The organism is Arthrobacter sp. Soil736 (assembly GCF_001428005.1).
In the GTDB taxonomy this organism is placed as follows: Bacteria; Actinomycetota; Actinomycetes; order Actinomycetales; family Micrococcaceae; genus Arthrobacter.
In genome coordinates this window covers 1-25902 of sequence record NZ_LMSB01000035.1, presented here as the reverse complement: position 1 = coordinate 25902, position 25902 = coordinate 1, and the positions used below count along the sequence as shown (strand labels likewise).

Here is a 25902-nt window from a genome sequence, read left to right as displayed (position 1 = left end):
TTCGCTTCGGCCAGGACGGCCGGCCCCGGGGAGATGTCCCATTTCCCTCGCAAACAAGACGAGACGGTCGGTCCGACGGCTAGGGCGCCGGAACGCCGCACCGACTGTGCAAAACGGGTCCCAGCGGTGTTTTGACATTCTTTGGTTGCGGCTATGAGTTTTGACCCAGATGTCCGCCCTACTAAACCCTTAGTATTCCGGCACTCCTCAGAAAGTTTCACTGCAACCTGTGACTGTTGGTCGAGAATGGCGGTTATCTCGCAGGATGAGTTGGCGGTTTCGCGCCCCACAGTTTTCTGCGACTGCACCGAGAGGGGCCCTCGGATCGGCCGTCTCTGGGCCGTCTGCCTCCCTGGCCTGACGTAACGGGTTGGGAGCCGGGCTTTCACAACTATTCCCAGGGCGCCACGCGCACTGTTCAGGCAACCCTGCTTGGTCTGGCGGCGGAAACGCGGCGTGGAGCTGCGGGACCGCACGTTCCGGGCAGCTGGCCACCGACTGGGGGCTGCGGCGGGTCGGAGATACGGCCCACCGCGGGCGCCGGAGCGGTCCTCAAGGCAACAGCAGGAGGCCAGGTGGATGATCCGCTGGCGGGCACTTCGGGGCAGAGATCGGTGATCAGGCCCATTCCGGCATACTCGCGGACCGCACTGATACCGGAGACAGCACCCGACTTGTCGGAAAACGGCCTGGAGATGGCCACCACTGTTCCGTCAGGGGCTTTGAGCCTGAATCTGAAACACAAGTTCTCGTCGATGAAGAGTTCAAATTTACCGGTCATCTTTATCCTCCTGAACGCGCATAACAGGCCGCGTTCGATCTTCTCTCGCCGGGTCCAGGATGCGGCACTGCATCCGGGCTTTGCCGATCTGCAAAAGGACCATCTTTTTCTTCATATGTTGTTGCGCGTCGCGGTGTTTGGCGGTGGGGGCGTCTTTGCCCGTGACGATGCGGATTCTTGCTGTGGGGTCTTGATTTAGTGTCGTCGGCGGCGTCAGGCTGACGATGACCGGATAAGACGAACGGCCCGGCATGAGATTTCGAAGGTCCACGCCGGGCCGCTCTGACGCGTAAAGGCCGCGCTGATGCTCACGGTAAATCATGAGGCTTTCTCTGTCGAGTCGGATCTGGCCGGCGGGCGCCTGGCCTGCCCGGGGTGCAGGGGCAGGCTGCGACCGTGGGGCTGGGCGCGGGAACGGCTGATCCGCCACGGCACCGGGACAGGACGGTCGGTGATGCGCCATCGTCCGCGACGCGGACGCTGCACTGGTTGCGCGGCCACTCACGTGCTGCTCGAAGCCGGGCTGGCTGCGCGGCGGGCCGATGCGGCGGCGGTGATCGCCGCCGCCGTTGAAGCCAAAACCGCCGCAGCTCAGGGGCACCGGAGGATCGCGGCCCGGCTGGGCCGGCCTGCCTCCACGGTGCGCGGCTGGCTGCGCGCATTCGCTGCTTCTGCCGGGGCGATCGCCGAAGAATTCACTGCCCTTGCCCATCGTGACGGCGCCGACGCGGCCGGGCTCTGGCCCGCGGCGGCGCCGACACCGGCCGGCCGGGCGTTTGCCGCCGATGGATGGGTGCTTACCTGCGGGCTGCCGGCCGGAACCGCCCGCGATGGCTGGGTGGCTGCCGGTGCCCTCGGAGCACTCAGAGGAGCCGTCGTCGGGGAAACAGCCGGGGCGGGTGAAGAATGAACCGGGGGTGGGCGAAGGATGATGTGTCGGCGGTGGCGGCGCTTGCTGTGTGGCAGGTGCCTGGCAGGGTCCCATCTGGATGACCACCACGACGCCGCATTCATCCGCCACGGCCGGCGGCGCCGCCGGGGCCACGCCCAGGGCCAGGACGGCAGCCGCGCAGCAGACGGTACGCCGCACTCTCATCTCAGTCCTCCGAGGCCGGCGGACCCGAAGGGGCCGCTGCGGCGTCCTGGTCCTTGGTGGACAGCGGAAAGTGCGTGGGCTCCGCGACCACTTCCGTCCGGCCGGTCGCCCGCGGAGGAACCGGCCGCAGTCTCCGTGCCCAGGATCGCGTCATCAGCCCGGCAACCAGGGCGATGACCGCGGCGCCCAGCAGGATGAACATCAGGGCCGTCATCTGCCCCTCGAAGGCGACGCATGGTGCGCTGGCGAGCCTGTCCGCGACCGACTGCAGCGGGGTGACGGCGCCGGTCAGGTGTCCCAGTGCCGACGGGCACACGGCATCGAAGCCGGCAACGTTATAGGGGACCAGGCCCACGATGATTCCGCCGGCGGCCAGGAGCCCCGCTACGGTGTAAGCGACGATGGACAGGATGCGTACGGGACGGCCCGGACGGTTCATGACAACCTCGTTTCCCACCCCAGCGGGCGATCGCGCACTATGCTACCGGGGTCGTGGTGAGAGTTCTCGTCACATCCGCACACATGAGATTCAAGCCCGGGAAACCGGGCCATCCGAAGAACGGGGAAAGCGCGCCCCGGAGGACGGACAGAAAGGCGGATCGGCATCTGTCCCCCTGGTCCTGGATTGGAACCCTGCGAGGGGCCCGGATTCGATTACCGGCATAGACAAAGGGCCCGAAACCGTGGCTTCCGGAACTAAGGCGGTCAACTTTTGTCTTGATTGAGCGTGTACGCGCATTGGGTACTTTGCTGAGCGGCCGCGTCGCGCCTGATGGCCCGGGCCGGCTTCCGCAGGCACCTTCTCGGTACTGCCAAAGCCCCTGAGGGGGCCGTCCAGTGGCCCCACATCGCCAAAGAGGACTTGCTCCGGCAACGCCCCGAGGAACCGGTCCAGGTCAGCGTAGTTCTTAGCTTCCTGTTCCAGTATCTGGGGATTTCTGTATGGCTTCGGGGCACCCGCTACCGGGGCCGGGTCAGCTGTTGGTGTGTAAACGGGCCCGGAGCCAGCTGCCGAGGTGCGGTCGGGCTCGGGGTACTCATAGACGCACCCCGCAGTGCCGGTTAGAGGAATCAGCAGGCACACGGCAATCGCAAGCCGGTGCAGCCTGTCCTTCGTTCCCACGTTTCCATGGTGGGCAGGCCCGCAGTTCAAGGCAACCGCCGCCGCTCCAGATGGCCAACTCACAGCCAGTCGGTTAGCCTTCGCGCGGCTTCCTTCCCCGTTGTCGGCCGATCTGCCACCCGGGCAGCACCCGGTCCAGTTCCCGTACTTTGGCCTCGTCCAGTTCGCTGCGGTGCAGCTTGGATCGCTGGGAGTGCAGCCACACGCCCAGCTCGTGCTCCAGGCCTTCCACGAAGGCTTTGTGCCGGGGCCAGTCGCTGCCGGCGGCCCGGTACTCAACCAGAGCAGTGAGGCGTTCCCGCCACCTGGCCTCGTCTGCCTCCACCCTTGTCGGGGTCTGCCACCCGGGCAGCGCCGCCAGGCCGTCCCGGTAGGCGGGGGCCAGGGTTCCCTCACGGGCTTCCTCTCGCCGGCGCTGCAACCATGCCGCCAGGGTCCGCTCGGCTTCGCTGGTGCTGGCCCTGGATGGGTATCGGCCGGTGTCCTGCACGAACGCCACCAGCTCGCGAATGTGCTCCAAGCCCTGCGCGGTCGATGCATGGGTAGTTCTCAGGGCAGCGGCTGCCTCGTGGGCGGACTGCAACTCCGGGTCCTCGTTTCTGGCCGCGGCCAGATGGTAGCCGACCGTCGAAGTTGCGGCGTCGACCAGTTTCGCGATCTGGCCGCGGGTGAGGCCGCCGCGGTACATGAGTACCCACTCCGGCTTCGGGGCAGCTTCCCACGGCTTAGTCACACGGCCATCTTGTCATTGGCTGGCTACAGGCGGCGCTTCATCACCGTCCCGGGACTTCTGCCGGAGCTCTTATGTCATGGCACAGCCTGATGCGCCCTTCCCTACGTGGGGGAGGGGCAACACAGGCCGGGGTTAGGCGTAGTAGGCGTCCCGTTCCCGCTGCCAGTCGGCACCTTGTGACGGAGGACGTGGGGCTGGTGGTACGGCAGCAGGCCACCATGATGCCACAGCGCGTACCGGTGCGTCGCTGTGTCCTGTCCACCGGCGCTGTGCGGGCATCCAAACCAGCTCCTGGTCTTGGCCGGCCCTGCTAGCCACATTGACTATTTGTGCCGGGTCTTTTGAATCCGGGACGAACAGATTGGCGCCGAGCTTCCCGTCAGGACGTTCGACGAGGTGGCGATGCGCGTTGCCCGCAATGGCGCGGTTCAGTTCCAGTGTTTCGCTCCAGGTGAGTTCCACGTCGTTGGGGCGAATGACGGGCAGGTCCTGCCGGAACATGGCCAGCACATCCCGGGGACCGAAGGGGAACACGATTATGGGGGCACCGAAGAACCCGCCTGAACGGGCCTGGTGATTTCCCATGTGTTCATGGAAAAGCACGACCGGCTCGTCACACGTCAGCAGGGGCATTGCGGTCCTGTACATCACGAACTGGCGGGTTGATAGAGTCTGGGCGAGACTCCGAGCCGCTCTGAGCGCCATGTCCATCTCGTGCTCCGCGGGGATGGGGACACTCCACGGGTCAGCGTTGACTTTGACGAAGTAGCTTTCGATCTCCTTGATGCGCTCGGGATGCGGCTTCTCACCGGCTCGTCTGAGCGTGGCTTCGATCGCACCGGGCCGGTCCAACTCCCATAACTGATACTGGGCCGGGCCTGACATCCACCGGCCCTGGAAGCGGTAGGAACGGGAGCGGCTGATTTGTACACCCAGGAAGTTCAGCAGATGCCCCCACTGGGCCTCCGTCAGGCCCTCGAGCCCGACTTCATCAATTCGGGCGAAGACCGCTGCGGCATCGCCTTCAATCGCGGACAGCCAGGTTTCCCAGAGAACCGGCGAGCCGCCTTGAACGGACTCGGACGGCACGCGGTAGTAGTCGGTCTCGACAAGTGCCTTGCTCGGTGGCACGGAAAAACTGCGCCGGCCGTTGTTCAGGTCCGTGACGCGGATGAGGTTCCTCTCTGCCCAGCGTTCCAGGTAGAACTTCGGAACCAGATGGTGGCGGCGTGGTTCCTGTCCCTTGGCCGTCATGGACGCGGCTGCATCGAGAATCTGCTGCAGTTCCGGAGTAATGCCGCCAGCCGGACCTGTTTTGCGAGAGCGCTTCACGACGGTTACGTTATCAGCCGGCACGGACAACTTTCTCCAGCTGGGAAGTGGGCGGCTGGTTTGCCATTTCGAGAGCTTCCTCCAACCCGGTCTCCGGTCCTGGCCGCTACGGGAATAGCTGTAGAGCCAAGGGTGAAGCGTGCACCCCATCCTTGGATCTGTTCCCAGGCGGTCTTCATAGTTGTTTCGACCTTCACCGGAGGCGGAGTTTCAAAACCGCTTTTCTCCATGTGGCACCCCACAAGCCTAGGTATCGTTCATCGTCTAGTACCCCGGATCCTAGCAGCGGGCCCCGGCATCCCGGTTTGCCACTTGTTGTCAGGTCTGGGCCCTCTTTAGTAGTTCCTCTTCAGGCTCATGCTTGTGGCGGCACCGACAACGGCGAAGATGATGAATGGGACTGCAACCAGGTACGCGGATATGGTGAGGCACCAGCCCACCACCCTGCACAGCGTGGCCGGCGTGCCCAGCGCCTGGCCGCCGTCCTGAGGTTGGGCGTAGTGGCCAGGAGGCGATTCCTGTGGCTCCGCCCCTGCGTGCTGAACCCCGCCCATCACGCCCAAACGATCGCCGGCACGTACCTACAGTTGTGATGTCCGACAGGTAAATGACTTGGGGCACCTAAGCTGGGCATATGCCAGATCCGGACACTTGGACTTCCCCCTTTCCGATGCGAATCCCGGGAATACGGACGTATGCCCTGGCCTCGGAATTATTGGGGAAGCGTGTACCCGAAAAGATCCGGGTTGAGTTCTGGAAGCAGCTATCCCTTGGACAAGCGTTGTCCCTTATCGCTCAAATCATCACAGATATCGAAGTTCGCTCCGGCATGTCAGATGCGCCGGCTTCGGAAGTGGACATGCGCTGGACCAAGCAGGTGGCAAACCGCAATTTGCGCACACATCTTGAAATTGCCTCGACCTATGGTGTCACGCTGTTTGCTCCACAGATGCTGTTGTTGGCGGCCAAAGAGGCCATGTTGCACTCCCCAGAAGGGCCGCCAACAGACAACGTGGAAGGTCTCGATCTTCTGGTCATCTGCTTGCTCGGAATCGCAGATGACAACGATGAAGGACCGAAGGTTGCCAGTGGTGCGACTTGGGGTGGCATGGATGTGTCGCTGGCTAGCGAACTCATCGCGAACCTTCACTTCAACCGCACTCTGTGGGTTGGTCGTCAGTTGGTTTGGTTCGAACGGACGTGGTTCCGCAGTTGGCCGAAGCGAACGAAAGCAGCCAAGACGGTCGGGGGTGAACCGCACGAGCTATTCAAGGAAGCCACCGGGATTGAACTTGTGGATTTCGCCGCCGTAGCCTTCAATCTGTATGCACAGGCAGCTAATCGTGGGTATGTGCGTTACCCAGATGAGTTCTTCGCAACACTTGGGTTGCCGGCAGAAGCGGTCGAACATTTCCTTGCCGTGACATCTTGTTCAGCGTCGGAAATGCGCAGGCACATCCGTGACGATCACGCCGCCCCGAGACCGTCCAGGTTTGGGTTCGATACATTCCGGCGTTTCCCCCTCGTCCGCTTGGAATCGGGAGAGCTACTTATGCTTAGCCCGAACTTCGTCATGCAACGCGCCTTGAGCGAGACCACGTTCTGGGACGTTCGTCAGTACCTCCGCAAGGTCGACGCCAAACGTGAAGTGGCTTTCCACCAATGCACCAAAGACATCCTCGAGTACGAGGCGGGCGCTGCCTTACGGAGAATCTTCTTCAAGAAAAAACTGCAGGTCCTGGATGAAGGACAACTGCAGAAAAGGCTCGCAGCCGGCAGAAAAAGCATGCCCCGCATGTGTGACTTCGCGATTCGCTCGGGACGCACCTGGCTGCTCGTCGAAGTCACGGATCGAGCAATGCCGCGGCCCGTGGTCTTGGCTAGCGCCTCCGCAACCGCGTTGGACGACGAATTAGACAAGGTTTTGACAGCTCGCAAGGCGGAGCAACTCATTTCCACGATCAGACTGCTGGAGGAAGAAACACGGCTTCGCCGCAGCCAAAGCGACGGGCGGTTCACCTATATCCCGTTAGTACTTACAGGCGAAACCGGGTTGCCCTGGACTTTGCCGGTCCAACACCGGACACGGGAACGTCTGGCGTCGTTAGGACACCCCGAGGAATTTTGCTCTGCAGTGGCACTGATCACGCTCAAAGAACTCATCATGTTGGAAAACGCCGCCGCCCTTGGTCATGACACCATTGATATCCTGCGGTCGTGGAGACTGGACAATCCCTCACTCCCGCTGGACCAGCACATTCACCTCCAGGCGATTCCCCTCAACTCTCCCGTGTGGGAAAGGAACCGTGTTTCCGCAGTCGTCCGCAGATTTGCGAACAGAATGGGTCCTTCGGGCCTACTAAAGAACTGACAGGGCCGTCATCGGCCTGCACGCGTGCTTACTTGAGCTCGTGTTCCGGTCGCAGCTCATCGTCCTGACGCGGAGGAGCGGTGCTACTCTCAAGAACACCTGTCGGTGCCGTGGGACTCACGAGACTCGTGCTAACAGTGGTGATCGAAACGCCGAAGGCTCTCTTGCCCTGAGTTGTGGCCGGCGAGACACCCCAATTTAGTCGGCTTGCACCAGCAGCACGCCGCGGTTGGTTACTAAAGCCCGTATGTCACGATCCACAGCAACGGCCGCCCTCACTGCATTCTGGTATGTAGCAGCATTGCAGCGATCCAACCTCAGCGGCTTCAGGCGGTCGGGAGTTCGACGGATCAGGTAGTCCAGCTTTTTCTGTACATCCTCCAAATCTGCGGTGTTACGCCCGGCAAGCACCGGCGCTCCACCTGTGAGAACCGCTTGAGCCACAGATGCTACGAAGTTGCCATAAGAGTCTTCGCGATGGAGGCCTCGCAATATTGGGAGGTCATGTTGATAGCTCGCCATGATGTCGTGAACCTGCTGGTAGGTTGCATCGAAGCTTGCGATGAACCACAACTCGACGTCAGACTCCTTGAGAGAACTTGACAGGTCGCTCAGCTCAGGAGGATTGACCGTCCATGCCGGCAGTGCTGCAAGTTGTGCTTCAACGGCTTGACTGTGCTTGTTCTCAATCTGGAAATCATCGATGCTTCCTACCGTCTGCCAGGAGTCACTTGATGTGGCCTCCAGAAAGCTGTATAAGGTTTCGCCCGTGTGGAACATTTCATATACTGCGCACACCATGTGGCGGATGCGCAGTCTGGGTGGAAGCTCGCTGGCTGCTCCGGGAGCATGGGCCTGCAACGAGCCCAGCTGAGCTTGCAAGACCCGCAGTGATTCAATAATTCGTTCGATGTCGTGACCGGGCTGAGCATCATGTTTGTCATGGTTGGCGCTCGTTCTGACGAAATCCATGGCGTCGGCGCCCTCTTGCCACCCTGCGGAGCGAAGCTGTTGCGTGATCGCAAAAAGTGATGAGTCTGCCCAGTCCGGGTCTGAGGCTTTTAGGGATCTCTCGCACAGAGCAGCGGCGTCCCGAGCTATCTCGCCAACTTCGTCTTGGTCGTAGCCAGTCACTTTGAGTCGAAGTGCCTGATCCAGGCTCCGCGTAATACCGTTGGAAAGCTCGTCGATGATTCGCATGGGAAAATGATCTGCCAACTGGAGGCAAGCGATCAAATCCTGCCACGGCGCCTTGTGACTCATCTCGCTAAGAAAGTACAAGGCCGGTCTCCCTCTCAGCGCGCAGTCGCCGCCGCACTACGACCACGTCCGGTTGTCCTCGACTTTCGGGATGCTGAACTGCAGGCCGTCCCGACCCCCTTTGAGTCTGAGTCGACGTCGTTATCCAGGCCCTTTGCTGGAAATCGGGCCCCGACCCCGCGGGCTCCCCGATGTCCTCGGGAAATTCGAGACAGATGCCTCTGTCTTCTTCGTGGACGGAGCGCCATACGCCCCGGGCGGGTCATACTGACCTACCTGCCGCCGTTCGGCGCCCCGTCAAAGCTGCTGGCATAACCACCGCCCACGAGGAAAACACATCGGGGCGCTGCTCGGGACATCATGGACCGGTTCGGCACGGGTCCAATTGGTCTGGGCCGCACCAGGATGGCCGAGTGCCGTCTCATTCTTCGTCATGCCCCGAGCCGATGCTGCGTCAACGGTGTCGGGCGTGCACGCTTCGCCGGGAGCATCAGCCAACACGAGCCAGCGGATACAGCTCGGAGTCCGACTCAACATTCGGCTGGGTGTGCACCATCTTGAAGAATGTGTCTGACTGCGCTGCGGTCAGATACTGGAAGCTCTGTGGGGGACGAAGGGTCGTGCCGAGTTCAGCCAGGGGGACCGGTTCAGGGAATCGGCTGGCTGTCTCGACCAGGATCCCTGTTCCGTACTCCCGCTGGTCGTAGTACTCAAAGAATCTGCTCTTTGAGATACCACCAACTTCACGGAATGTGGACCAGAGCCCCTTTGGGGACATGGTCTTCTGCCCTCGGACGGCAAACCAACCAATAAGTGAGCCAACAGGCATCGTGGCATAGATCAGAACGTGGCTGACGTCATCGGCGACGGGCCGCTTACGGAACTCAACAACCTTCTCGCCGGAGACAATCGCATTGGCAAACTCCGGCCTGATAGACATCAGTGCTACCCTCCCTGGAGCGTTCTTGCCCACTGAATTCCTTCCTCTGACTTGATTTGGGCGATGGATTGCGGGGACTCTTCCATGACTCCCAGCATTTTGAGGCTCTCGCGGCTAACAGGCGCCTCCAGCACTTGGTCAAGCCTGAATTTGACCGCCAGTACTTCTTTTTCGCACATCTTCTGGAGTTCTTCGGCACGGTATACGGTGCGCGCTCCTGCGAAGTTCAGCACATCGGCCAATTCCGTGGTGCGCAGTGTTTCCTCAACAACCCCGACAGCATGCACAGCCCGCCTTTCGTGCGTTCGGAGGAAGAACAGAGTGTCACCCGGTTCCAATGCTTTTATGCCTGAGTGGCAGATGTACACCTTACGGATCGCGTTTCCATAGGTCGAATCAAAGAAGGAACGCTGGGGTTCGGAGGCAGGGAACAGCATGCTGTGGAAGACCGGAATGATAGGGACGAGGAATGCCCTGTTGACACGGCGCTTTCCGGGGCCGTAGCGCCTGTTGTACTCCAGAGGATGGTCAGGCGGCATGTCATCGACGCTGGGCTCAAGGATCTTGCCCAGGACGGTCTGCCCGGATGCTCCGGGCTTGGGGCCCAGATCGAAGAATCCAAATTCCCTCAGCATCATCAGGAGAGCCTCTTTGTCCAGGGAAGCCTCGACGAAGCAGGTCTCAGCCCGCATCGACCGGATGCGGGCTATGACCGCTTCCAGCAACGTCTCTCCCAGCTTCTTGCCCTGATTGGCTTCGGCAATTTTGAATGTACAGATCTTCACGCTGTTCGCTGTCAATCCGGACACTTCCGGTTCCTGACGATCCAGGACCGCCAGGCCACGGATGTCCTTTCCGCCCCCTATGACCAGACAGGTCCGTCGTTGGGCAACGACCTTGTGCCACCAGCTGGAAAAGTCCCCATAATCAGCCCGAAGCGAATCAAAGAACGGTTGGACCGGATCTATGGTGTGAGGCTGGACGTCATCGACCGAATAATGGACGGGGAGCTGACCCGATAGTGCTGTCAACACACCTTCAGCATCATCGAGCATCATCACGCGCTCTTGAAGTCCGGCATGACGGGCATGCGCGTGGAGCTTCCGGTCCTCAGTTATCAGCCAGGTAGCGGCGTTTCGTTGCAGTGTAAGAAGCAGCGCGGCGTCCACACCGTCGTTGGTGTGGGCACCCAAGTTCAGTGCATAACGCGCTTCACTAAGGAACCCTGTGGTGAGTTCAACACGTCCCAACCGCGGATACTTCTCCAACTGACGGCGCCGGCGGTCCCTCAGTTGGCGATCCTGAATCCGCGAGATGTCGTCGAATTGATTATCCACGATGGAGACCTGGCCGCCGGCATCCAGAACGAGGCGATAAACAGTCGACGCCGACTGGTGGTTGACGTGATCTGCATCCTCATCACCCTCGATGGCGAGAACAATGTTTGTGTCCATCAGGACTCGGAGGTCCCCCATTTGCCCCGTGTGGCTTCCCATTTTCTCCCCAAGCTCTCGGAATGCGTAGACCATCCGCGTTGTTGCTGCTGCATACGCTACTGACCTGAGCTCACGCTGGCCCTATGCCACGGCGGCGGCGCAGAAAAAGACTGTAGAAGCCGCCGACGGCCAGCTGAGCCGCGTTAGCGCCGAAGACAAGACCTATCAACTAGCCAAAGCAGCCGCCGAAGCCATGATCCCCGAGGGCTCGAAGTAATCGCGTTTCGCACTGCCTACTCCAGGATCGCTCAGCCTGGTACAAGTCGAGGGTGAGCCAGCGCTATCCCTGGATGCCTCTGGATGAAGCCTGGAAGTGGTTCGCTGACCACGCTGACGACGAGACAGACCGAGCAAAGCTGCACCAGACCCTCGACATAGAACAGCCTCTTGTCTGGCACTAGTCCGAAAATGAGGTGACTTGTGTGTGGTGTGGGCAGGGTTGCGCGTCCGGCGGGGGCGCTGCGGCACCGGATCTGAGGCGTCTGTGGCGGGTTATGCCGCCGGAGTCAGGCTGACGGTGTAGCCAAGGGCTTCGAGCTGGCGGACGTGGTTGAGTTTGCTGGCATCGGGGTTGATGCGGTGGCTGAAGTGCTCGGGGCCGAGGTCGTGGAACCGGGCCTCCGGGTCCTGCAGGAGGTGCCAGATGATGACGAGGATGGAGCGTCCGATAGCGACTATGGCGCGGTTCTTGCCGCGTCGTCTGGCTAGGCGCCGGTAGCGTTCGCCGAGGAATGTCTTGGTCCTGCCGGCGTTCACGGCGGCTTCTCCGAGGACCCTGGCCAGGTAGCGGTTGCCGTGCCCTGTGGAGCCGTTTCCCTTGTTCTTCCCGGCGTAGGACGTGATGCCCGGGGAGAATTTCGCCCAGGAACACAGGTGCCCCGCGGTCGGGAACCGGGTCATGTCTACCCCGGTTTCGGCCAGGATGACTGCGGCGGCGACGCGGCCGATGCCCGGGATCTCATCCAGGCGTTCCGCCGCCGCGGCGAAAGGGGCCAGCTGCGCCTCGATCTGTTCGTCGAGTGCGGCGATGTCGGCATCGATGCCGTCGATCCTGGCCAGCATCCGTGCCAGCAGGAAGGCGTGGTGGTCATCGAATTGGCCGGTGAATGCTTCCTCGAGTTCGCTGATCTTCCTGCGCATGCTTGACCGCGCCATCTGCGCGAGCACGCTCGGATTCCGTTCGCCGGCGATGAGCGCCGCCATCATCGCACGCCCCGATACCCCGAAAATGTCCGAGGCGACGACGGAGAGTTTGATGCAGGCGTCCTCGAGGAGCTTCTCGACCCGGTTCTTCTCCGCCGTCCGCGTGCCGACCAGATCGATCCGGTACCGGGTCAGGTCCCTGAGCCGGCGGATCGGGTATGGCGGGACGAAGCTGGGGCGCAGCATCTGGCGTTCGGCGACCTTGCACAGCCAGACCGCGTCGAGCACGTCGGTCTTGGGCCGGCCCGGCAGGTGTTTGACGTCGCGGGCATTGACCAGCCACGGCTGAAGACCGTGCGCCTCGAGGAGATAGAAGACGGGCTTCCAGTAATCGGAGGTCGCCTCCATCACGACGCGCTCGATGCCGAGGCCGACGAGGTGGCTGGCCAGATCCGCCAATGACCGAGTCATCGTCGGATGAGTGGACACCTCCTGCAGGCGTCTTCGGGTATTCCCCGGGCCGGGGATCCGCACACAGCACACGAGCTCGGCTTTGCCGATGTCGATGGCGGCGACCCTGGCAATGATCTGTTCCTCGTCCTGGGACTCGGCCAGCATGGTCTTCTCATCTCCTCACGGAACGCACCCGCAGATTGCATGAGCGGCCGCCCGTGGGGGTCACGAGGGAAAAGGGAAACTAGTCCTCGTTCTCAGCAAAGGAAACAGTAAAGGGCCCACGGCATGATCCCCAACGCCCGGCTAGATCACGGCCTCAACGAACCATAGTGCTACGGCGTCGGCAGGCGACCACAAGGGCATTTTCAGGCCGGAACGGGCGTCCCGCAAGGGACACATTGGCTAGATCAGTTCATACGCCGATGTCTCGGTTTTTCGCCGGGCAAGAGTATCGAGCAGGAACTCAGCGATCGTCACAGTGCTGTTCAGTGCCAGCCGTGCGTGCGCCTCCGTGGCAATGCTTGCCGTCGTACGGCCATGACCGGTTCCGATTTCGTTCCGGAGCTCGGCAATGGCCTGTACCGTCGTGGTCAGTGTCCGGAAAATCTTCTGGATCGTCTGGCTTGCTTTGCCGCTACCCTTGACGCTCTCTGCATTGATTTTCAGGGCCTCTCCTACCTTCTTGTACAGATCCGGGACGTCGTCCTTGGCGGGGTACTGAACGCCCTCCTGGTCCAGGATCAGCTTGAACAGGCTCTCAAGCAGCTCTTTAGAAGACGCGATGGCACTGGCCGGATCCTTGCCAATGCTCTTTTTGATTCGCCCCAGATGTTCGTGCAGGACCCCTGAATCAGTCAGCAAAGGCTGACGCGCGATTACCTCGGGCACATCACCGTGGAAACTGCCTCGGACTTTGACCTTATATACGGGCTGACCTTTGGCTTCTCCGTCCGCCACAAGATGGAGTCCATCGTTGCGCAGGATCTTGTTGTAGATGCCAACGATCTTTGAGCTTTGCTCAGCGCCCCGGACAAGAGGGTGGACGGTCAGCTCCAGAAATTGGATAAAGAGTTCATCAGTTCCCCATTGAATGTTAAATCTGGGATCCGTGAACAGATAATCGTCACCCCAGTCATCGTTGCGTTCCCGGTGTTGCTGGATGTCCTGATAGGCAGTCTTGAATCGATTGTCGGTGCTCCGCACCTCGTTCAGATTGAAAATGCGACTCAGGAACTCAGACTCACTGAGCTGCCCGGACCAAGCCATGGGCTCAAGCTGGTAGGAATCTATGATCTTGCGTCTTGTGGAATCAGTAATCTTCATTGTCAACGCGGCCGCTGCCTCTCTTGGACCCAGTCACCTACGGGGAGCCTGTCGCTTCAAATCTAGCCGTGTTCATGCCAGTAGAGGGCGTCGTTACGCAGGCGAAACCCCGCTCTGTCTCCAGCCATCTCTAGGACACCCGCCGGTCGTGTCCAATCGACACCACCACGCGTCCGGAAAGCTCGTCTTCGATATCTTTGCTCGGAACCTGAACGTGTTGGTTGAGCGAGCACGATGCGACCTGGGCCCAAGCCGACCCACCTCGTTCTTGAACGTTCGTCAATCAAGCTCCTCTCACATGGTCTCTCGCAAGGGCGTTATCGTCGTCCGGTCAAGCTCGGCACGGTCGACTTGTTCGCCCTGCGAGGGGCCAAATGAATGACGAGAACCGCGCCTGAACAAGGGAAACAGGGATCTGAACCAACCCACCTCGTCTTTCAACATTCACCGGCAAGAAAATCTGAAAATTTATATGGGTCAAAGCGGGGCAATTTCGCGCATTTCCGCAGGTTAAAGCCATTTCTGCTACCCATCTCCGGCTAATAGTTTGTGACCACAAATGTTCAATTTTGAGGTAATCAATGCGCTGTGAGCCTTCAATCGGCCGCAAACTTCTGCTGACCGGCATCGGGCCGCGGCCCTTGAGAGTCGCAGCTTGGGGGAGGAAAACAACGCGGCCAACCCTGCTCCGGGACACCAGGACGGATCCGGCGTTCCTCCGGAGCACCACCGTCCTTAGCGGTTCAACGTCACGGCTTCTCAACACTTTGATGTGCCTTACAGGGTAGGCATTCTCGCTCGTTCGGCTCAATGGGCGACGGTTGCGATGATCGTACTCCGGCAAAAGCTATGGCTGCTAGCGTGTTGAACACGTCGGCGATTCCGATAATCGGAGTGCGTATCGGTGTCCCCTCCGGATTGAGGACGAGGAGCGCAGGCACGTCGTTCAGGAACGGTCCGGTGAGTAGCTCTTGCGGCAGCTGTAGCACGGGCAGGCGGGTCTGCAGCCATCCGCTGTCTTTGCCACGGATTACGAGCACCAAGGGTTCCTTCCCTGTCAGGATTCCGGCAAGATGCTGAAGCAAGCGATCGCAGAGAGGACAGGCCTGCTCGACCACAAGCGCGTACGTTACCGGGGCGGCGGGTGGCGGTGTCTTGTCAAAGGCACCCGCGACTCGCCGGCGCTTCACCGCGAGGGGAACACAGATGACGACGCTGACGGCCACAACAATTCCAGCTGCGAGTCGGGTCGCGCTCGTGTGGTCGGCTACTGTCGCGAGACCGGCCGCTGCGACGAACACGAGGTTCCGCCCGACGATGACGGGCTTTTGCCTGGCTCGCCCTAGGACACCGAAACATCCGCACGTTGAAGACTTCTGCGAAGGACGTGCAATCACAGTCGTTATGGTGAAGGCAGAGAACAGTCCGACTGCTGCGATTGATGAAAGTCGTGGGGCCGCGATCAGGCCGATGGTAAGCATTCCCTCGATGACGGGAAGCGCCCAGCTTGTAGCGCGGGAGAAGCTCTCGGGCAGGCCGAGGGAGCGCGCCCCCCGAACGGTGCCCTCGGGGTCTAAGGCCTTGCCTACAGCAGCGGCAGCAAGGATTGCAACCACGGCTAGGTAGCAGGCTGCGGCAAGGACATCGAAAAGATTCATTAACTCCACACCCTCACATGCGGAAGTCCGGAGCGGGGAAAGTGGCTCTCGGGCACCAGCTCACTATAGGCAAGCACCAGCCGGCGGAAGGGGGGCACGTTCTCATCGACAGCACCGGTCCAGTGATACAAACCGCCGAAGGCGGCGATGGTCAGCGTGTGCCCTGTCTCGTGTGCCGATAGTCCCGGTGCCCCAAACGCCGTCTGGACGGTGGCCGGCACCACCCCCGGCGCGGTCGCTAGGAAAGTGAAGTTCCCAAGGTTAAAGCCACCGCGAAACCCGGTGATTCCGGACAGTCCGCCAGTCGTCTCGATCGTTGACGTTCGGGCGTCGAACCGCAGTGCCGCGAAGCCGAAGGCTCCCAGGGCGAACGGCAGGTTGATCAGGAAAAACAGGATGCCAAGGGGTGTGACGAAGTACGACATGGGCATCAGCCAGCTAAGCCATCCCAAGATGCCCTGGTAGAAGAGATTTCTCGATATTAATGTGAACACCGCCGCGAAACAGACAAGGCCCAAGACAATCGCGATGGGCAGGCCGAAGGGCAGCAGTGCCCAGATCCCGAAGTTCAGTCCCGCCGTCAGCCCGATCATAAAGCCACGCATCGTCTCTTCCAGCGGACTTACGGGCAGCGGCGTCGGGGCTGCGGATATTGGCGTCGAGGCGATGACAGGCAGCAGTCCGATTGTAGCCAGTACGTAGGCAAACACTGTGAAGAGCGCGACGGTAAAGAACGCGATCAGTAGCCACTCCGCGGGTGAGAGCGGCAGTATTAGCGCCAGGATCAGACCGACTAATGGCCCGGATCCGGGTAGAACGGCGGGAATCCCAAGGATCGTAGCTGTCACGCCGGCGATGACCAACGCGACGAACAGACCAACGAGACCGCCTAGGAATAGTCGCATCTTGGCTACCTACCTTTCGCCTGTCGGTGCCGCCGCGCCCGCTGTCATGGAATGCATCCAACGGATTTTCCGGCTCCGATTAGGGCGATGGAGATGGCGGCGAACAGGCCACCGATAATTAGAGCCCCGATCGCGCAGGTGACGAGTCCAAGCAGGAACAGGACGAGCGCTAGTACACCCAAGGCTGCCGCCAATGAGGCAAAGACGTTAACCAGCAGAACCAAGGCGGGGCATATAAACCGGCCGCAGAGAAATGCCCAAAGGATGAGGAGGAACAGTCCGAGCAGGAACATCGTGCTGGCGGCGGACAGCAGGATCACGTTCAGGAATCCACCGCAGGCCCATGCGAAGATGCCAGCCGATGAGAGGGCGATGAGCGACATCGCCAGGACGAGCAGCAGCACGCACAGACATCCTCCTCCCATGGTTGGCGGTGGTGGAGGAGGGGTTGTGCAGGCAGCGACGGTAAGGGTCGTGCTCGCCATTGTCGGTGGGCAGGTGGGATCGGTTGCGATGACCGTCACGGTGGCGGTATAGGTTCCGGGAGCGGAGTAGTCGTGTGGCGGCGGTGACGCCTGTGAGGGAGGTGGAAGCGTCGTTCCGTCGCCGAAATCCCACGAATAGCCGGCGATTCCCGAGCCTCTTGTTTGTGCGGCCAACGTTACCGGCTGCATGTCCGTGCTGCCGGCTGTTCCCGGGATGCAGGTACCCAGGGTCACGGTGATGGCAGTGGCCTCCGGACAACAGGCGTCAACGGTCAGTTCCTTTTTGTCGGTGACTGAACAGCCGCCCGGTCCCGACGCGGTGAATGTCACCGTGTAGGTTCCGGGAGCGGTATATGTGTGTGTCGTCGCCGGGAGGGATGATGCGGGCCGCGTTTCGCTCGTACCGTCGCCGAACGTCCATGTATAGCTAGTGGCGGCTGGGCCGGCGAGAATTGCGTCGACCTGCATCTGCCGGCCTGTGCGGTCAGATGTGCAGGGGCCGGGAGCGGTGCTGATGAACGTGATTGTGGGGCAGTTGGGTCCAGGTCCACACGGGTCGAGAAGGACATTGACAGGCAAGGCCGTGGCGAGACAACTCCCTCCACGTCGGACGGCCAGGCCGATTGTGTGCATGGTTTGGCCTGGACCTGCCGCAGACAAGTAGAACGTGAGCGGCCCGGCGGGTACCGGCATGGTTGCCGCACTGCCATCGATCGTCCACCAGTACTCGTCGCCGGGACTTGGATTACTAACGTGGGGAGTCGCTATGACCTGCCGATCGGCGTTCGCATTGCAGTTCCCAATAGCAGTGGTGATAGCTGTGATCTGAAGGTCGCAAGGAGGTAAGCATACGGGGATGGTGAATGTGTCCCCATCGACGAGGTCACCGTCAGGGCATGAAGGCTGCTTAACCTTGACCGAAACCTTGTAATTCCCGGGAGCGAGATCGATCTGGAAACTATTAGAACCGGCTGTGAAGGGCTGAATAATGGTGTTGCCTTGCGTCACCCGCCACCGATAGTCCCCAATATATGCAGGGACCGCTGGTACGACAGCGGCTGTGAAGGTTACCTGAACAGTGCCACCAGACTGGGCGCAGGGCAGTGCACTTGGGGCGGAGAGGATCACATCGTTCCGGCAAACGACAGGTGGCTCGATGGGGGTTCCCTCGAATTCCATCCCAAGGATTCCCTCATATTCATCTCCGTAGGGTGAGACGTACGGCTCATTGACACCATTTGCCGGGCCCGATCCGTTTGGAAATATGCCAGGGGCCGCGACCGATGAAGTAGCAGTCCTGTTGATCTCAACCGACCAGATTCCATGGGTATCGGTGAGGGCGGCCGGAACAGCCAGATATGGGGTCCACCCCGGCCCCGGTGCGCTGAGTGTTCCGATCTGTTGACCGTTTGGAGCGAAAACCGTATAGGTGTGGTCCGTTCCGGGAACCCCATCCTGAAACAACCGGACCCGGGTAGTTGTGAATCCGACAGCATTGTTGGGATAGCCCTCGTCGAATGTATTGGCGGGCACCCCAGAGCTGGCGGGCCAGGCAGGCGGCGGTGGTCCTGCAAAGCCGGGCCCTGATGCCCATCCGGCCAGTTCGAGTTCCTGGCTTGTAACTAACGGCACCCAGACACGGTAGTCGTTGCGCTGGACCGGACCTGCGGATGTCCATACCTGAGGCAAAGGTGGAGTTCCGACGAAGGTGATGATGGGAACATTGCCGTGCGCCAGAGCCCACAAGGGCGGCGGCTGCGCGGGCGGCGGACCCGGGGAGAGATTGTTCGACCAATGCGCCCGAACGTAGAGCGAACTCAAACCGGTCCTCCGACCTCACAGCGTAGGGCTCGGCCTGTTGCTCGGGCGAGCAGACGGAGTACGCCATCGGTCCTTTCGACCTGGAACGCCAGCAGCCGAGCAGAAGACTGAGCGACCCCACCCATGCAGCTGAAGCACTGAGTTCCGATTGAATGATCTGACCGCCTGAAGCTGATCAAATCTCGTGCCGTAGGAGCCATCGCATTCCCGGTTTCGCTGTCAATCCCACCCCGGTTGGAGGAAATCACTGTCATAATCCCCCAAGAGCGTTACCGTCGCGTTACGGCAGACAATGAAGGACGCCATTGCCCGACAACAAGCCATTCCTCCCAGTGCGTACGTGATTTTCAGACGCCGGATGCCCTGTCCTGCACTCCTGTCATTTTCAAGAAGTCGACGGCACGGAATGTCCGAAGCCGGCCGCACCGCCGGTGCTGTCCCGGGGCGGCGCTCAGCTGTCCGTTCTCAGGTACTGGTAGAGCGTTTCGCGGCTGATGCCGAATTCACGGGCGACGCCGGTCTTCTGCTCTCCCGCGCGGGCCCGCTGCCGCAGCTCGGCCGTCCGGGCGGACGAGAGCGCTTTCCTGCGTGCGCGGGATCGGGCCAGGGCCACCCCTCCCGCTGCCGTTGACCGATCAGCGCCCGCTCCAGCTCAGCCAAGGGACACGCGTTGACAACCGGAACTGTTCTACGGATCCGTGAACGAGTTCGTGCGGGAGAAAATCATCACCACCTACCGGCGCAACGTCGGCGCCCGTGGTCCCCGCCGCTGGCAGGCCGAATGGTGGAGAAACGCCGAGGCCATTCCTGGCTCGAATCCCTGTGGCGCTCCTGGGAACACTTCCGCCTTGACGGGGCTACCGGGATGTCAGTCTGCTAACGGGGATCACGCCGACCACCACATGGCCGTTCTCTTCGATTCCGAGGGCCCCTTCTCAGATTCAAAGGACGAGAACGGGAAGGCGAGCCGCTGCCCTAGACGGCGCCACCGGAAGGTTTTTTCCTGACGTCAGGATGGCATAGGTGCAGCCAGACGTGTGAATGTAAGTCTGACCGATATGGAGAAGGGTCGCCGGTCTGGCGGGATCGTTTGGAGAGCCCTGGATGTGAGCTGAGCCGGGGCTCGGCAACCAGGCCGTCGTCCACCAGATATTCGAATTCTTCGATAATGAAATAACGTCCCAGTAACGGCCACTGTCCTAATGTGGCGATGGCTTGCCGCCTTGTGCTCCGACTCGGAGTGAACAACATCGTTCGCGGCGGCCCCCGCACTAATACAGGAGGCGCCGGGATGACAACGGTCAAGCTGGAAATCGACGAACAGGAACTGTTCGTCGGGTCGTTCACGCAACTGGCGATCACCATTGATCCCGGGAGCGGGCTGAGCCTCGACGACATTGACTTCGAGGTGACATCCGGCCTGGCCGGCGGGATGGTCTCCCTCTCACGAAGCAGAAACTTCAACATAGAGAAGCCCGTGCTCATGCTGCTGGCGGGGTACGAACCGGGTACCCACGTGCTGGAGGCCCGGGAACGGGCTGGCGGGACCATCGTCGGCGAGCTCAAGTACGAGATCGAGGGCACCTGGGAGGGGCGCGAGCAGGGACCGCCGCTGTGGTTCAGCGGCGAGCCCGACGCCAGGCTCGCAGGTGCCGCCTGGGGTGGCGGGCCCTCCGGTCCGCAGAATGTAGCGACCGTGCCCGCCCTCGGCACGAGGCGGATTGCGGTACTGTTCGTCGACACCTCGTCACAGCGCTACACCTCCGACGCGACCACCATGCAGGGCCATCGCGACCGCTGGATTGCCGAATTGGTTGACGGCGTCACGGTCGCCGGCCAGACTCGGAGCACCGCCGCGTTCTTCCGCGAGGTCTCCTTCGGCAACTTCGACCTCACCGCCGAGGCCTACGGGCCGGTGCAGCTCCCGGCCGACCACGACACGTACTTCAATGCCGATAGGTCGCCGAAAGGCAGCTTCTACCAGTCCGCGATCACAGCCGGCGACGGCCTGATTGACTACAGCAAATTCGACACCGTCGTGTGCGTCACGCCGACGGTCCCGGCCGTCGGCATGACGCCGGAGAAGTCCGCGTGGCCCTACGCGAGCATCGGCCACTGGGGGCCTTACACCACAGCTGAGGGCAACCTGAACCTCGGCGTGGTTTCAATGCCGAACGAATGGGGCACCACCAACGACCGAGAGATCCACGAGACCTTCGCCCACGAGCTGGGCCACAACCTGGGGCTGGGAGACCAGTACACCCCGGCCGTCGCGGGTCGCAACGCGGGGGGCTGGGAGCTGATGCACGCCGATGACCCGCTCCCACACTTCTCCGTCGGCCACCGGATGATGCTCGGCTGGGTGCCCGCCGGCTGGGTGCGCACCTTCAACTTCGCCGTCAGCGGATCCCCCGTGGACACCCCGGTCACGCTGCACCCGATCGAGCAGGGCGTCCCGCCGATCGATCGGGCCAGCGCCATCGAAGTCCGGATCGGCGACGGATTCAATTACTACTTTGAGTACCGCAACGGCGAATTCCCCCAGATCGGGGACCGCTCACTGCCCAACGACGACCATGTCCTCGGCACCGATGTGGCTTCACCGCCGTTCATCGCGCCGTACGCCCGACCCACAGTGTTGTTGCTGCCCAGTGACGGAGACGACGCCGGTGCCGTGCTGGGCAACGGGGACTTCTACCGTGAGATCGACGCATCGCCTAGTCCGGTCGAGTTTCGGGCCGATGTATCCGGAATCAACGGCAACAAGGCCGACGTGCGTATTCGCTACGGCACAAACGGACGCCCAGACCCCTCCATACGGCCATGGCCGGCATCGTCGACCCGACCTTGGCAGTCACCCGACATCGAAGTGCGCAACGCCCGCAGCATGGTCGACGCGCAATGGTTCAACGTGCCATGGGTAGGCAACCCGAACACAGTGGTCGCATCAGTGACCAACAAAGGCAACGTGATGGCCCCTGACGTACGCGTCAACTTTCACGTCAAGAACTTCAACATCGGCGGGGCGCCGGAGGCCTTCCTCGGAGCTGACGTCCGCGATATCCCGGCTGGCGCGACCGTCGAATTCACCACCACGTGGGTGCCGCCCGCCACCGGGCACTTCTGCATCATCGCGAGAATCCCGCTGTATGTCGTACCGACGGTCCCGACCTTGGTTGAGATGACCGAACTCAACAACACGGCGCAGACAAACTACGACCGGTTCGTCTCAACGACCGGATCACCCTCCATCCGCGAGGAAACCATGGTCGAGGTGGGGAACCCGTACGCCCGACCGACCCGCGTGTGGATCATCGCCCAACAGACCAACCCAATCTACCGCACCTACCTGGACACGACCTGGCTCTTGCTCGACCCCGGCGAGACTCGCCAGATCAGAGTGATGGTGGAGTACGCGCTGGATCCGCGCTCCGATGACATCCCACTGGACGTGCAAGCTTTCAAAGAACGGGTGCAAGAGCTAATGAGACGCCCGAACAACCTCGGCCTGCACACCTACGCCGAAAACCCGGAAGACGACCCGCGGCACGCACTGGAGCTTCTGGGCGGGGCTGACGTCCAGGTCGCGACCGGCCGCGGCACAACGTTCGACAGATTCGACACCGAGGGCCGGACTGTCTTCGGCCTGGTGGTGACGGCGGACGACAGGGTGCCGGTTCACGGCGGGCAGGTCCTGGTCACCTTCGCCGACGACCCGGACGCGCCGCACGCCTTCCTCACCGTAGCGACGCAACTCGACGACGGCTCGTTCAAGCTGCGTGCGCCGCGGAAATGGAAGCTGGCGAAGGCGGACTACCTACCGGAATATGGCCTCGGCCCGGCAGATACCGACTGGATCCACGCTCGAGAAGCAGCGGAGGCTACCGGTGCTGATTAGGAGTGGTCCTGTATTGGGCGGCATGATCTTTGGCCGGCTTCGGTTCATTCAGGAGCCGGGACAGGCACTTCTTCGACGAGACGTCGGGCACGTACATCGAGCTGGCCAAAATCCTGGCCGTTCGAACCAGCGACCTTGCACTCCGCCGCGGCCGTCAATACCTGCGGCCCATCTCCGAGGACGGCGTCGCCTTCTGGTATCCGAACCGCATCGGCCAGGGACGATGACTTCCATCGTGGCCTGGTCCCGGATCATGTCCAACCGGGAGGTGGTGTGCGCCATCAACACCGACCTTGCAGCGGCAAGGACAGCGTGGGTGACCATAGACGCCCGCCTGCATGCGGTCGGTGACAAATACGAATACGCCTACTCAACGGATCCGACCCAGGTCGGGTCGCCCGTGACGGCCCAGACGCGGAACGGTTTAGCGATCAGCGTCACCGCCCCGGCGGCGGGCTTCGTCATCCTGACGCCCTGAAAAAGCAGGGGGTCGGACCTCCGACCCCCTCCGAGCCAATCAAGAGACGTAATCAATGAGCGCGGTCCGGATCTCCGCCTCGCTAGCCATCCGGGAAGCGAACAGCTCGCGCTCATACAGGTCGCGCACGACAAGGGCGAAGCCCTGCCGCAGCGAGAAGCTGACGTACGCCGTCATGCCGTCGCCCAGAGCATAGGAGGCGACCTCGCTGACGCCGTTGTTGTAGTAGTCGCAGACGCAGAACCACATGGAATACGGGTCCGTTCCGGCCATCAATGCCGGGTCGACACGATCGGCGACATGGTGCCGGGGATCTGCGATCAGGGTGTTCATGTGATGTCCTTCCGGGGTAGGGAAAATCTCTACCGCTCATATGTGCGGACAGCAGCCGTCCGCTCCACATCCCGGAAGCAACGTGCTGGCCGGGGCACGGGGAGAGCTGCCGTCGCCCTCACTGTTCTCACACGCCTTCTCGTACCCGGTGGAAACGAGCCCTTGTAAACGGCCCACTTCAGAGTCCCACCTGAGGACACCGAAACCGCCAGTCGCGTTGCCAATCAACCGCCATCGCCGGGGTTCTGGCACGAATTTCGTGAATCGGGGACCGGTGTCCGCGGTCCGGCGCCGGTAGCGGCTGTGCGCCCGCGGCGAAAGCATCACGCAGGCCAGGCACGGGAACGCGCTGCTCGCGCGGGTCCGGGCCGAGACCGGCGCCGTCCCGTCCACACGGCGCGCCTGCTTCACCAGCGCCTTGTCCAGGCGCGGGAACACCGCCCGCAGCGACGACCCATCACCGTTCACGAAATTCGTGCCAGAACCAAACGAAGTTAACAGTCACCCACATGGCAGCGAGCAGGTGCCAGATGCTCGTCTGCCATCGGAACGCCAGCGTGACGCCCACACCGAGTTGGAGAGTGAGGATGAACGCGTTGCGGACCAGGTCAGCGAAGGTGCGCCCCGCCAGGACGGCGGAGCGTGCCATGATCGCGTCGTTCGCGGCCGCGAAGAAACCGGAACCCGAGCACGTACTGGAGGTTCCCGACGATCGCGACGAATCTCGAGTACGTGACTAACAGCCGGAACACGCCGAGCGTCCGCGGCGCCCGCACCACGCCCGGGGCGCGGGTGCGACGCGGGCCGGGCATGCCTCCACGCTAGCCGCCCCGGCTCTGCCACCCCGGTCCTGCGACACCCGAACGCGCCTCGCCCGAACGTGCGAGGCGCGTCAGGCCCCGAACCAGCGGGCGCGTCGCACCGCGCCGAACTCCGCCTTCTCAGCGGCGTACGCCGGCGACGGCCCCAGGAGCGGCGCGGTCTATGCGAAGCTCCGCNCATGCCTCCACGCTAGCCACCCCGGCTCTGCCACCCCGGTCCTGCGACACCCCGAACGTGCGAGGCGCGTCAGGCCCCGAACCAGCGGGCGCGTCGCACCGCGCCGAACTCCGCCTTCTCAGCGGCGTACGCCGGCGACGGCCCCAGGAGCGGCGCGGTCGGCCCGCCGTCAGCGTGGAAGTCGACGTCGACGCGACCGACGTCGCCGTGGCCGAACTCCAGATAGCAKAGYCCGGTGCCCCCGGATGCAAGTCCGCCGGCGCCTCGGAYGCTGCGAACGATGCCGTCCGCGACGACGTGGGCCGCGCTCTCGGCGAAGGTGCCGGCCTTCGGGATCCCGGTCTCGGCGCAGTCGCCGATCGCGTACACCCCGGCGTRCGGCGTCTGCAGCGTCACGGGGTCGACCGCGACCCAGCCGTCCTGCGTCAGGCCCGCCTCGACGAGCACGTCGGGCACCTTGTGGGTCGGGATGCCGATGAACAAGTCGTACGGCTCGTCGTGGTCCTTGAACTGCGCGACCYGCGCGTCGGGGTCGATCCCGTGGATCCGGTGGCGTTTCGTGTACGCGATCCCACGCTCGGCCATCGCGCGTTCCAGCGCKGCCGATGCCTGGGGCGAGACCGGGATGGGCGACGGCTGCGGACTGACCATGTGAAGGTTGCTGCCCTCGCGTATGCCGCSKGCGACGAGCCGGTCGTGGAGCAGCAGGATCGCCTCGTAYGGCGCGGGCGGGCACTTGAACGGGATGGAGAGCACGGCCAGCATCACCCGGCCGCCGCGGAACGCCGCCAGTTCGTCGCGCAGCCGCTCGGCGCCWGCGACSGTGTAGTACTCGAACCCTCCGTCGGCGAAGCCGGGTGTCGCGGCGATGTCGTAGTCGGCACCGAGGGCGACGACRAYGATGTCGGGATCGTAAMCCGCAGCATCGGTGACGACGTGCCGCGTCCCCGGGTCGATCGCGAGCACCCGCTCCTGGCGGAACTCCACACCCGGMGTGCGGATCTCGCGGTACGGGATCCGCACTTGTTCCGCGTTCTGGTGCCCGAAGAGGACCTCCAGCTTGGAGAAGCCGAACACGAAGGCGTCGTGCTGGTCGAAGAGGGTGACGTCGACCTCGCCGGCAAGGCGCTCCGACAGTGTGCTCGCGAGTTCCAACCCGCCGAAGCCGGCGCCGAGGATCATGACGGTTGTTGTCATGCACCTCATCTTGCGCCTTGGACGGCCTGTGCGTTCCAGCTGCTCTCCGGTGGACGAGGCAAAGAACGGCTGCG

General features: G+C 62.3%; 22 protein-coding genes and 1 pseudogene. 5 read left to right on the top strand and 18 right to left on the bottom strand.

Going from position 1 to position 25902, the window contains the following annotated elements:
- Nucleotides 1-418: 418 nt before the first annotated feature.
- On the bottom strand, nt 419-781 hold the full coding sequence (locus ASG92_RS19840; RefSeq protein ID WP_056632307.1) for a YegP family protein: 363 nt from the start codon (nt 779-781) through the stop codon (nt 419-421).
- Complete coding sequence (locus tag ASG92_RS19835; protein WP_056632304.1) at nt 771-1103, bottom strand: hypothetical protein; 333 nt, start codon at nt 1101-1103, stop codon at nt 771-773. The genes ASG92_RS19840 and ASG92_RS19835 overlap by 11 nt, the downstream gene beginning before the upstream one ends.
- A 183-nt stretch (nt 1104-1286) precedes the next feature.
- Between ASG92_RS19835 and ASG92_RS19830 the strand changes: the two genes are divergently transcribed.
- A complete protein-coding gene (locus ASG92_RS19830; protein WP_056632300.1) occupies nt 1287-1691 on the top strand; it encodes a hypothetical protein in 405 nt (134 codons plus the stop codon).
- A gap of 187 nt (nt 1692-1878) precedes the next feature.
- On the opposite strand, the gene ASG92_RS19825 is transcribed toward ASG92_RS19830, so the two are convergent.
- The 4 genes from ASG92_RS19825 to ASG92_RS19810 all read right to left on the bottom strand — a co-directional run bounded on the left by ASG92_RS19825 (nt 1879) and on the right by ASG92_RS19810 (nt 5622).
- Complete coding sequence (locus tag ASG92_RS19825; RefSeq protein ID WP_056632296.1) at nt 1879-2316, bottom strand: hypothetical protein; 438 nt, start codon at nt 2314-2316, stop codon at nt 1879-1881.
- A 757-nt stretch (nt 2317-3073) separates the two neighbouring features.
- Nucleotides 3074-3733, bottom strand: a complete 660-nt coding sequence (locus ASG92_RS19820) for a helicase associated domain-containing protein (protein WP_240987216.1) — start codon at nt 3731-3733, stop codon at nt 3074-3076.
- 132 nt (nt 3734-3865) lie between these two features.
- Complete coding sequence (locus ASG92_RS19815; protein WP_162256340.1) at nt 3866-5065, bottom strand: DUF4238 domain-containing protein; 1200 nt, start codon at nt 5063-5065, stop codon at nt 3866-3868.
- A gap of 335 nt (nt 5066-5400) precedes the next feature.
- Nucleotides 5401-5622, bottom strand: a complete 222-nt coding sequence (locus tag ASG92_RS19810) for a hypothetical protein (RefSeq protein WP_157372296.1) — start codon at nt 5620-5622, stop codon at nt 5401-5403.
- 77 nt (nt 5623-5699) lie between these two features.
- Here ASG92_RS19810 and ASG92_RS19805 point away from each other — a divergent pair, with 77 nt between their 5' ends.
- Entirely contained in the window at nt 5700-7436 is a 1737-nt protein-coding gene (locus ASG92_RS19805; protein ID WP_157372295.1) for a hypothetical protein, read from the top strand.
- A gap of 198 nt (nt 7437-7634) precedes the next feature.
- On the opposite strand, the gene ASG92_RS19800 is transcribed toward ASG92_RS19805, so the two are convergent.
- The 9 genes and pseudogenes from ASG92_RS19800 to ASG92_RS19760 all read right to left on the bottom strand — a co-directional run.
- Entirely contained in the window at nt 7635-8636 is a 1002-nt protein-coding gene (locus ASG92_RS19800) for a hypothetical protein (protein ID WP_157372294.1), read from the bottom strand.
- A 550-nt stretch (nt 8637-9186) separates the two neighbouring features.
- Nucleotides 9187-9669: a hypothetical protein gene (locus ASG92_RS19795; protein ID WP_200952025.1), complete on the bottom strand. Its 483-nt coding sequence runs from the start codon at nt 9667-9669 to the stop codon at nt 9187-9189.
- The gene (locus ASG92_RS19790) at nt 9642-11090 is read right to left on the bottom strand and encodes a hypothetical protein (RefSeq protein WP_157372293.1); all 1449 of its coding nucleotides are present in this window, start codon (nt 11088-11090) and stop codon (nt 9642-9644) included. The genes ASG92_RS19795 and ASG92_RS19790 overlap by 28 nt, the downstream gene beginning before the upstream one ends.
- A gap of 534 nt (nt 11091-11624) precedes the next feature.
- Nucleotides 11625-12893 (bottom strand): IS110 family transposase, encoded by a 1269-nt coding sequence (locus tag ASG92_RS19785; RefSeq protein ID WP_056632273.1) that lies wholly within the window; start codon nt 12891-12893, stop codon nt 11625-11627.
- A gap of 240 nt (nt 12894-13133) precedes the next feature.
- Nucleotides 13134-14054, bottom strand: coding sequence for an abortive infection family protein (locus tag ASG92_RS19780; RefSeq protein ID WP_056632269.1), 921 nt, complete (start codon nt 14052-14054; stop codon nt 13134-13136).
- 749 nt (nt 14055-14803) lie between these two features.
- On the bottom strand, nt 14804-15712 hold the full coding sequence (locus ASG92_RS19775; protein WP_056632265.1) for a MauE/DoxX family redox-associated membrane protein: 909 nt from the start codon (nt 15710-15712) through the stop codon (nt 14804-14806).
- Entirely contained in the window at nt 15712-16617 is a 906-nt protein-coding gene (locus ASG92_RS19770; RefSeq protein ID WP_056632263.1) for a hypothetical protein, read from the bottom strand. The genes ASG92_RS19775 and ASG92_RS19770 overlap by 1 nt, the downstream gene beginning before the upstream one ends.
- Nucleotides 16618-16661: 44 nt before the next feature.
- Complete coding sequence (locus tag ASG92_RS29995; protein WP_240987215.1) at nt 16662-17570, bottom strand: PKD domain-containing protein; 909 nt, start codon at nt 17568-17570, stop codon at nt 16662-16664.
- 1804 nt (nt 17571-19374) lie between these two features.
- Nucleotides 19375-19580: pseudogene (locus ASG92_RS19760) on the bottom strand (helix-turn-helix domain-containing protein); the annotation flags it as partial.
- A gap of 634 nt (nt 19581-20214) precedes the next feature.
- Here ASG92_RS19760 and ASG92_RS19755 point away from each other — a divergent pair.
- From ASG92_RS19755 to ASG92_RS19745, 3 genes are read left to right on the top strand one after another with little or no spacing between them, the layout of a single operon-like run.
- Nucleotides 20215-22821, top strand: a complete 2607-nt coding sequence (locus ASG92_RS19755; protein WP_056632257.1) for a CARDB domain-containing protein — start codon at nt 20215-20217, stop codon at nt 22819-22821.
- A gap of 29 nt (nt 22822-22850) precedes the next feature.
- Nucleotides 22851-23048: a hypothetical protein gene (locus ASG92_RS19750; RefSeq protein WP_056632255.1), complete on the top strand. Its 198-nt coding sequence runs from the start codon at nt 22851-22853 to the stop codon at nt 23046-23048.
- On the top strand, nt 23045-23299 hold the full coding sequence (locus ASG92_RS19745) for a hypothetical protein (RefSeq protein WP_056632252.1): 255 nt from the start codon (nt 23045-23047) through the stop codon (nt 23297-23299). Before ASG92_RS19750 ends, ASG92_RS19745 begins: the two co-directional genes overlap by 4 nt.
- Nucleotides 23300-23338: 39 nt before the next feature.
- On the opposite strand, the gene ASG92_RS19740 is transcribed toward ASG92_RS19745, so the two are convergent.
- From ASG92_RS19740 to ASG92_RS19730, 3 genes are all read right to left on the bottom strand, one after another.
- Nucleotides 23339-23632, bottom strand: coding sequence for a hypothetical protein (locus ASG92_RS19740; protein WP_056632249.1), 294 nt, complete (start codon nt 23630-23632; stop codon nt 23339-23341).
- A gap of 457 nt (nt 23633-24089) precedes the next feature.
- Nucleotides 24090-24281: a hypothetical protein gene (locus ASG92_RS19735; RefSeq protein ID WP_056632247.1), complete on the bottom strand. Its 192-nt coding sequence runs from the start codon at nt 24279-24281 to the stop codon at nt 24090-24092.
- A gap of 419 nt (nt 24282-24700) precedes the next feature.
- Entirely contained in the window at nt 24701-25828 is a 1128-nt protein-coding gene (locus tag ASG92_RS19730) for an FAD-dependent oxidoreductase (RefSeq protein WP_056632337.1), read from the bottom strand.
- Nucleotides 25829-25902: the final 74 nt, after the last annotated feature.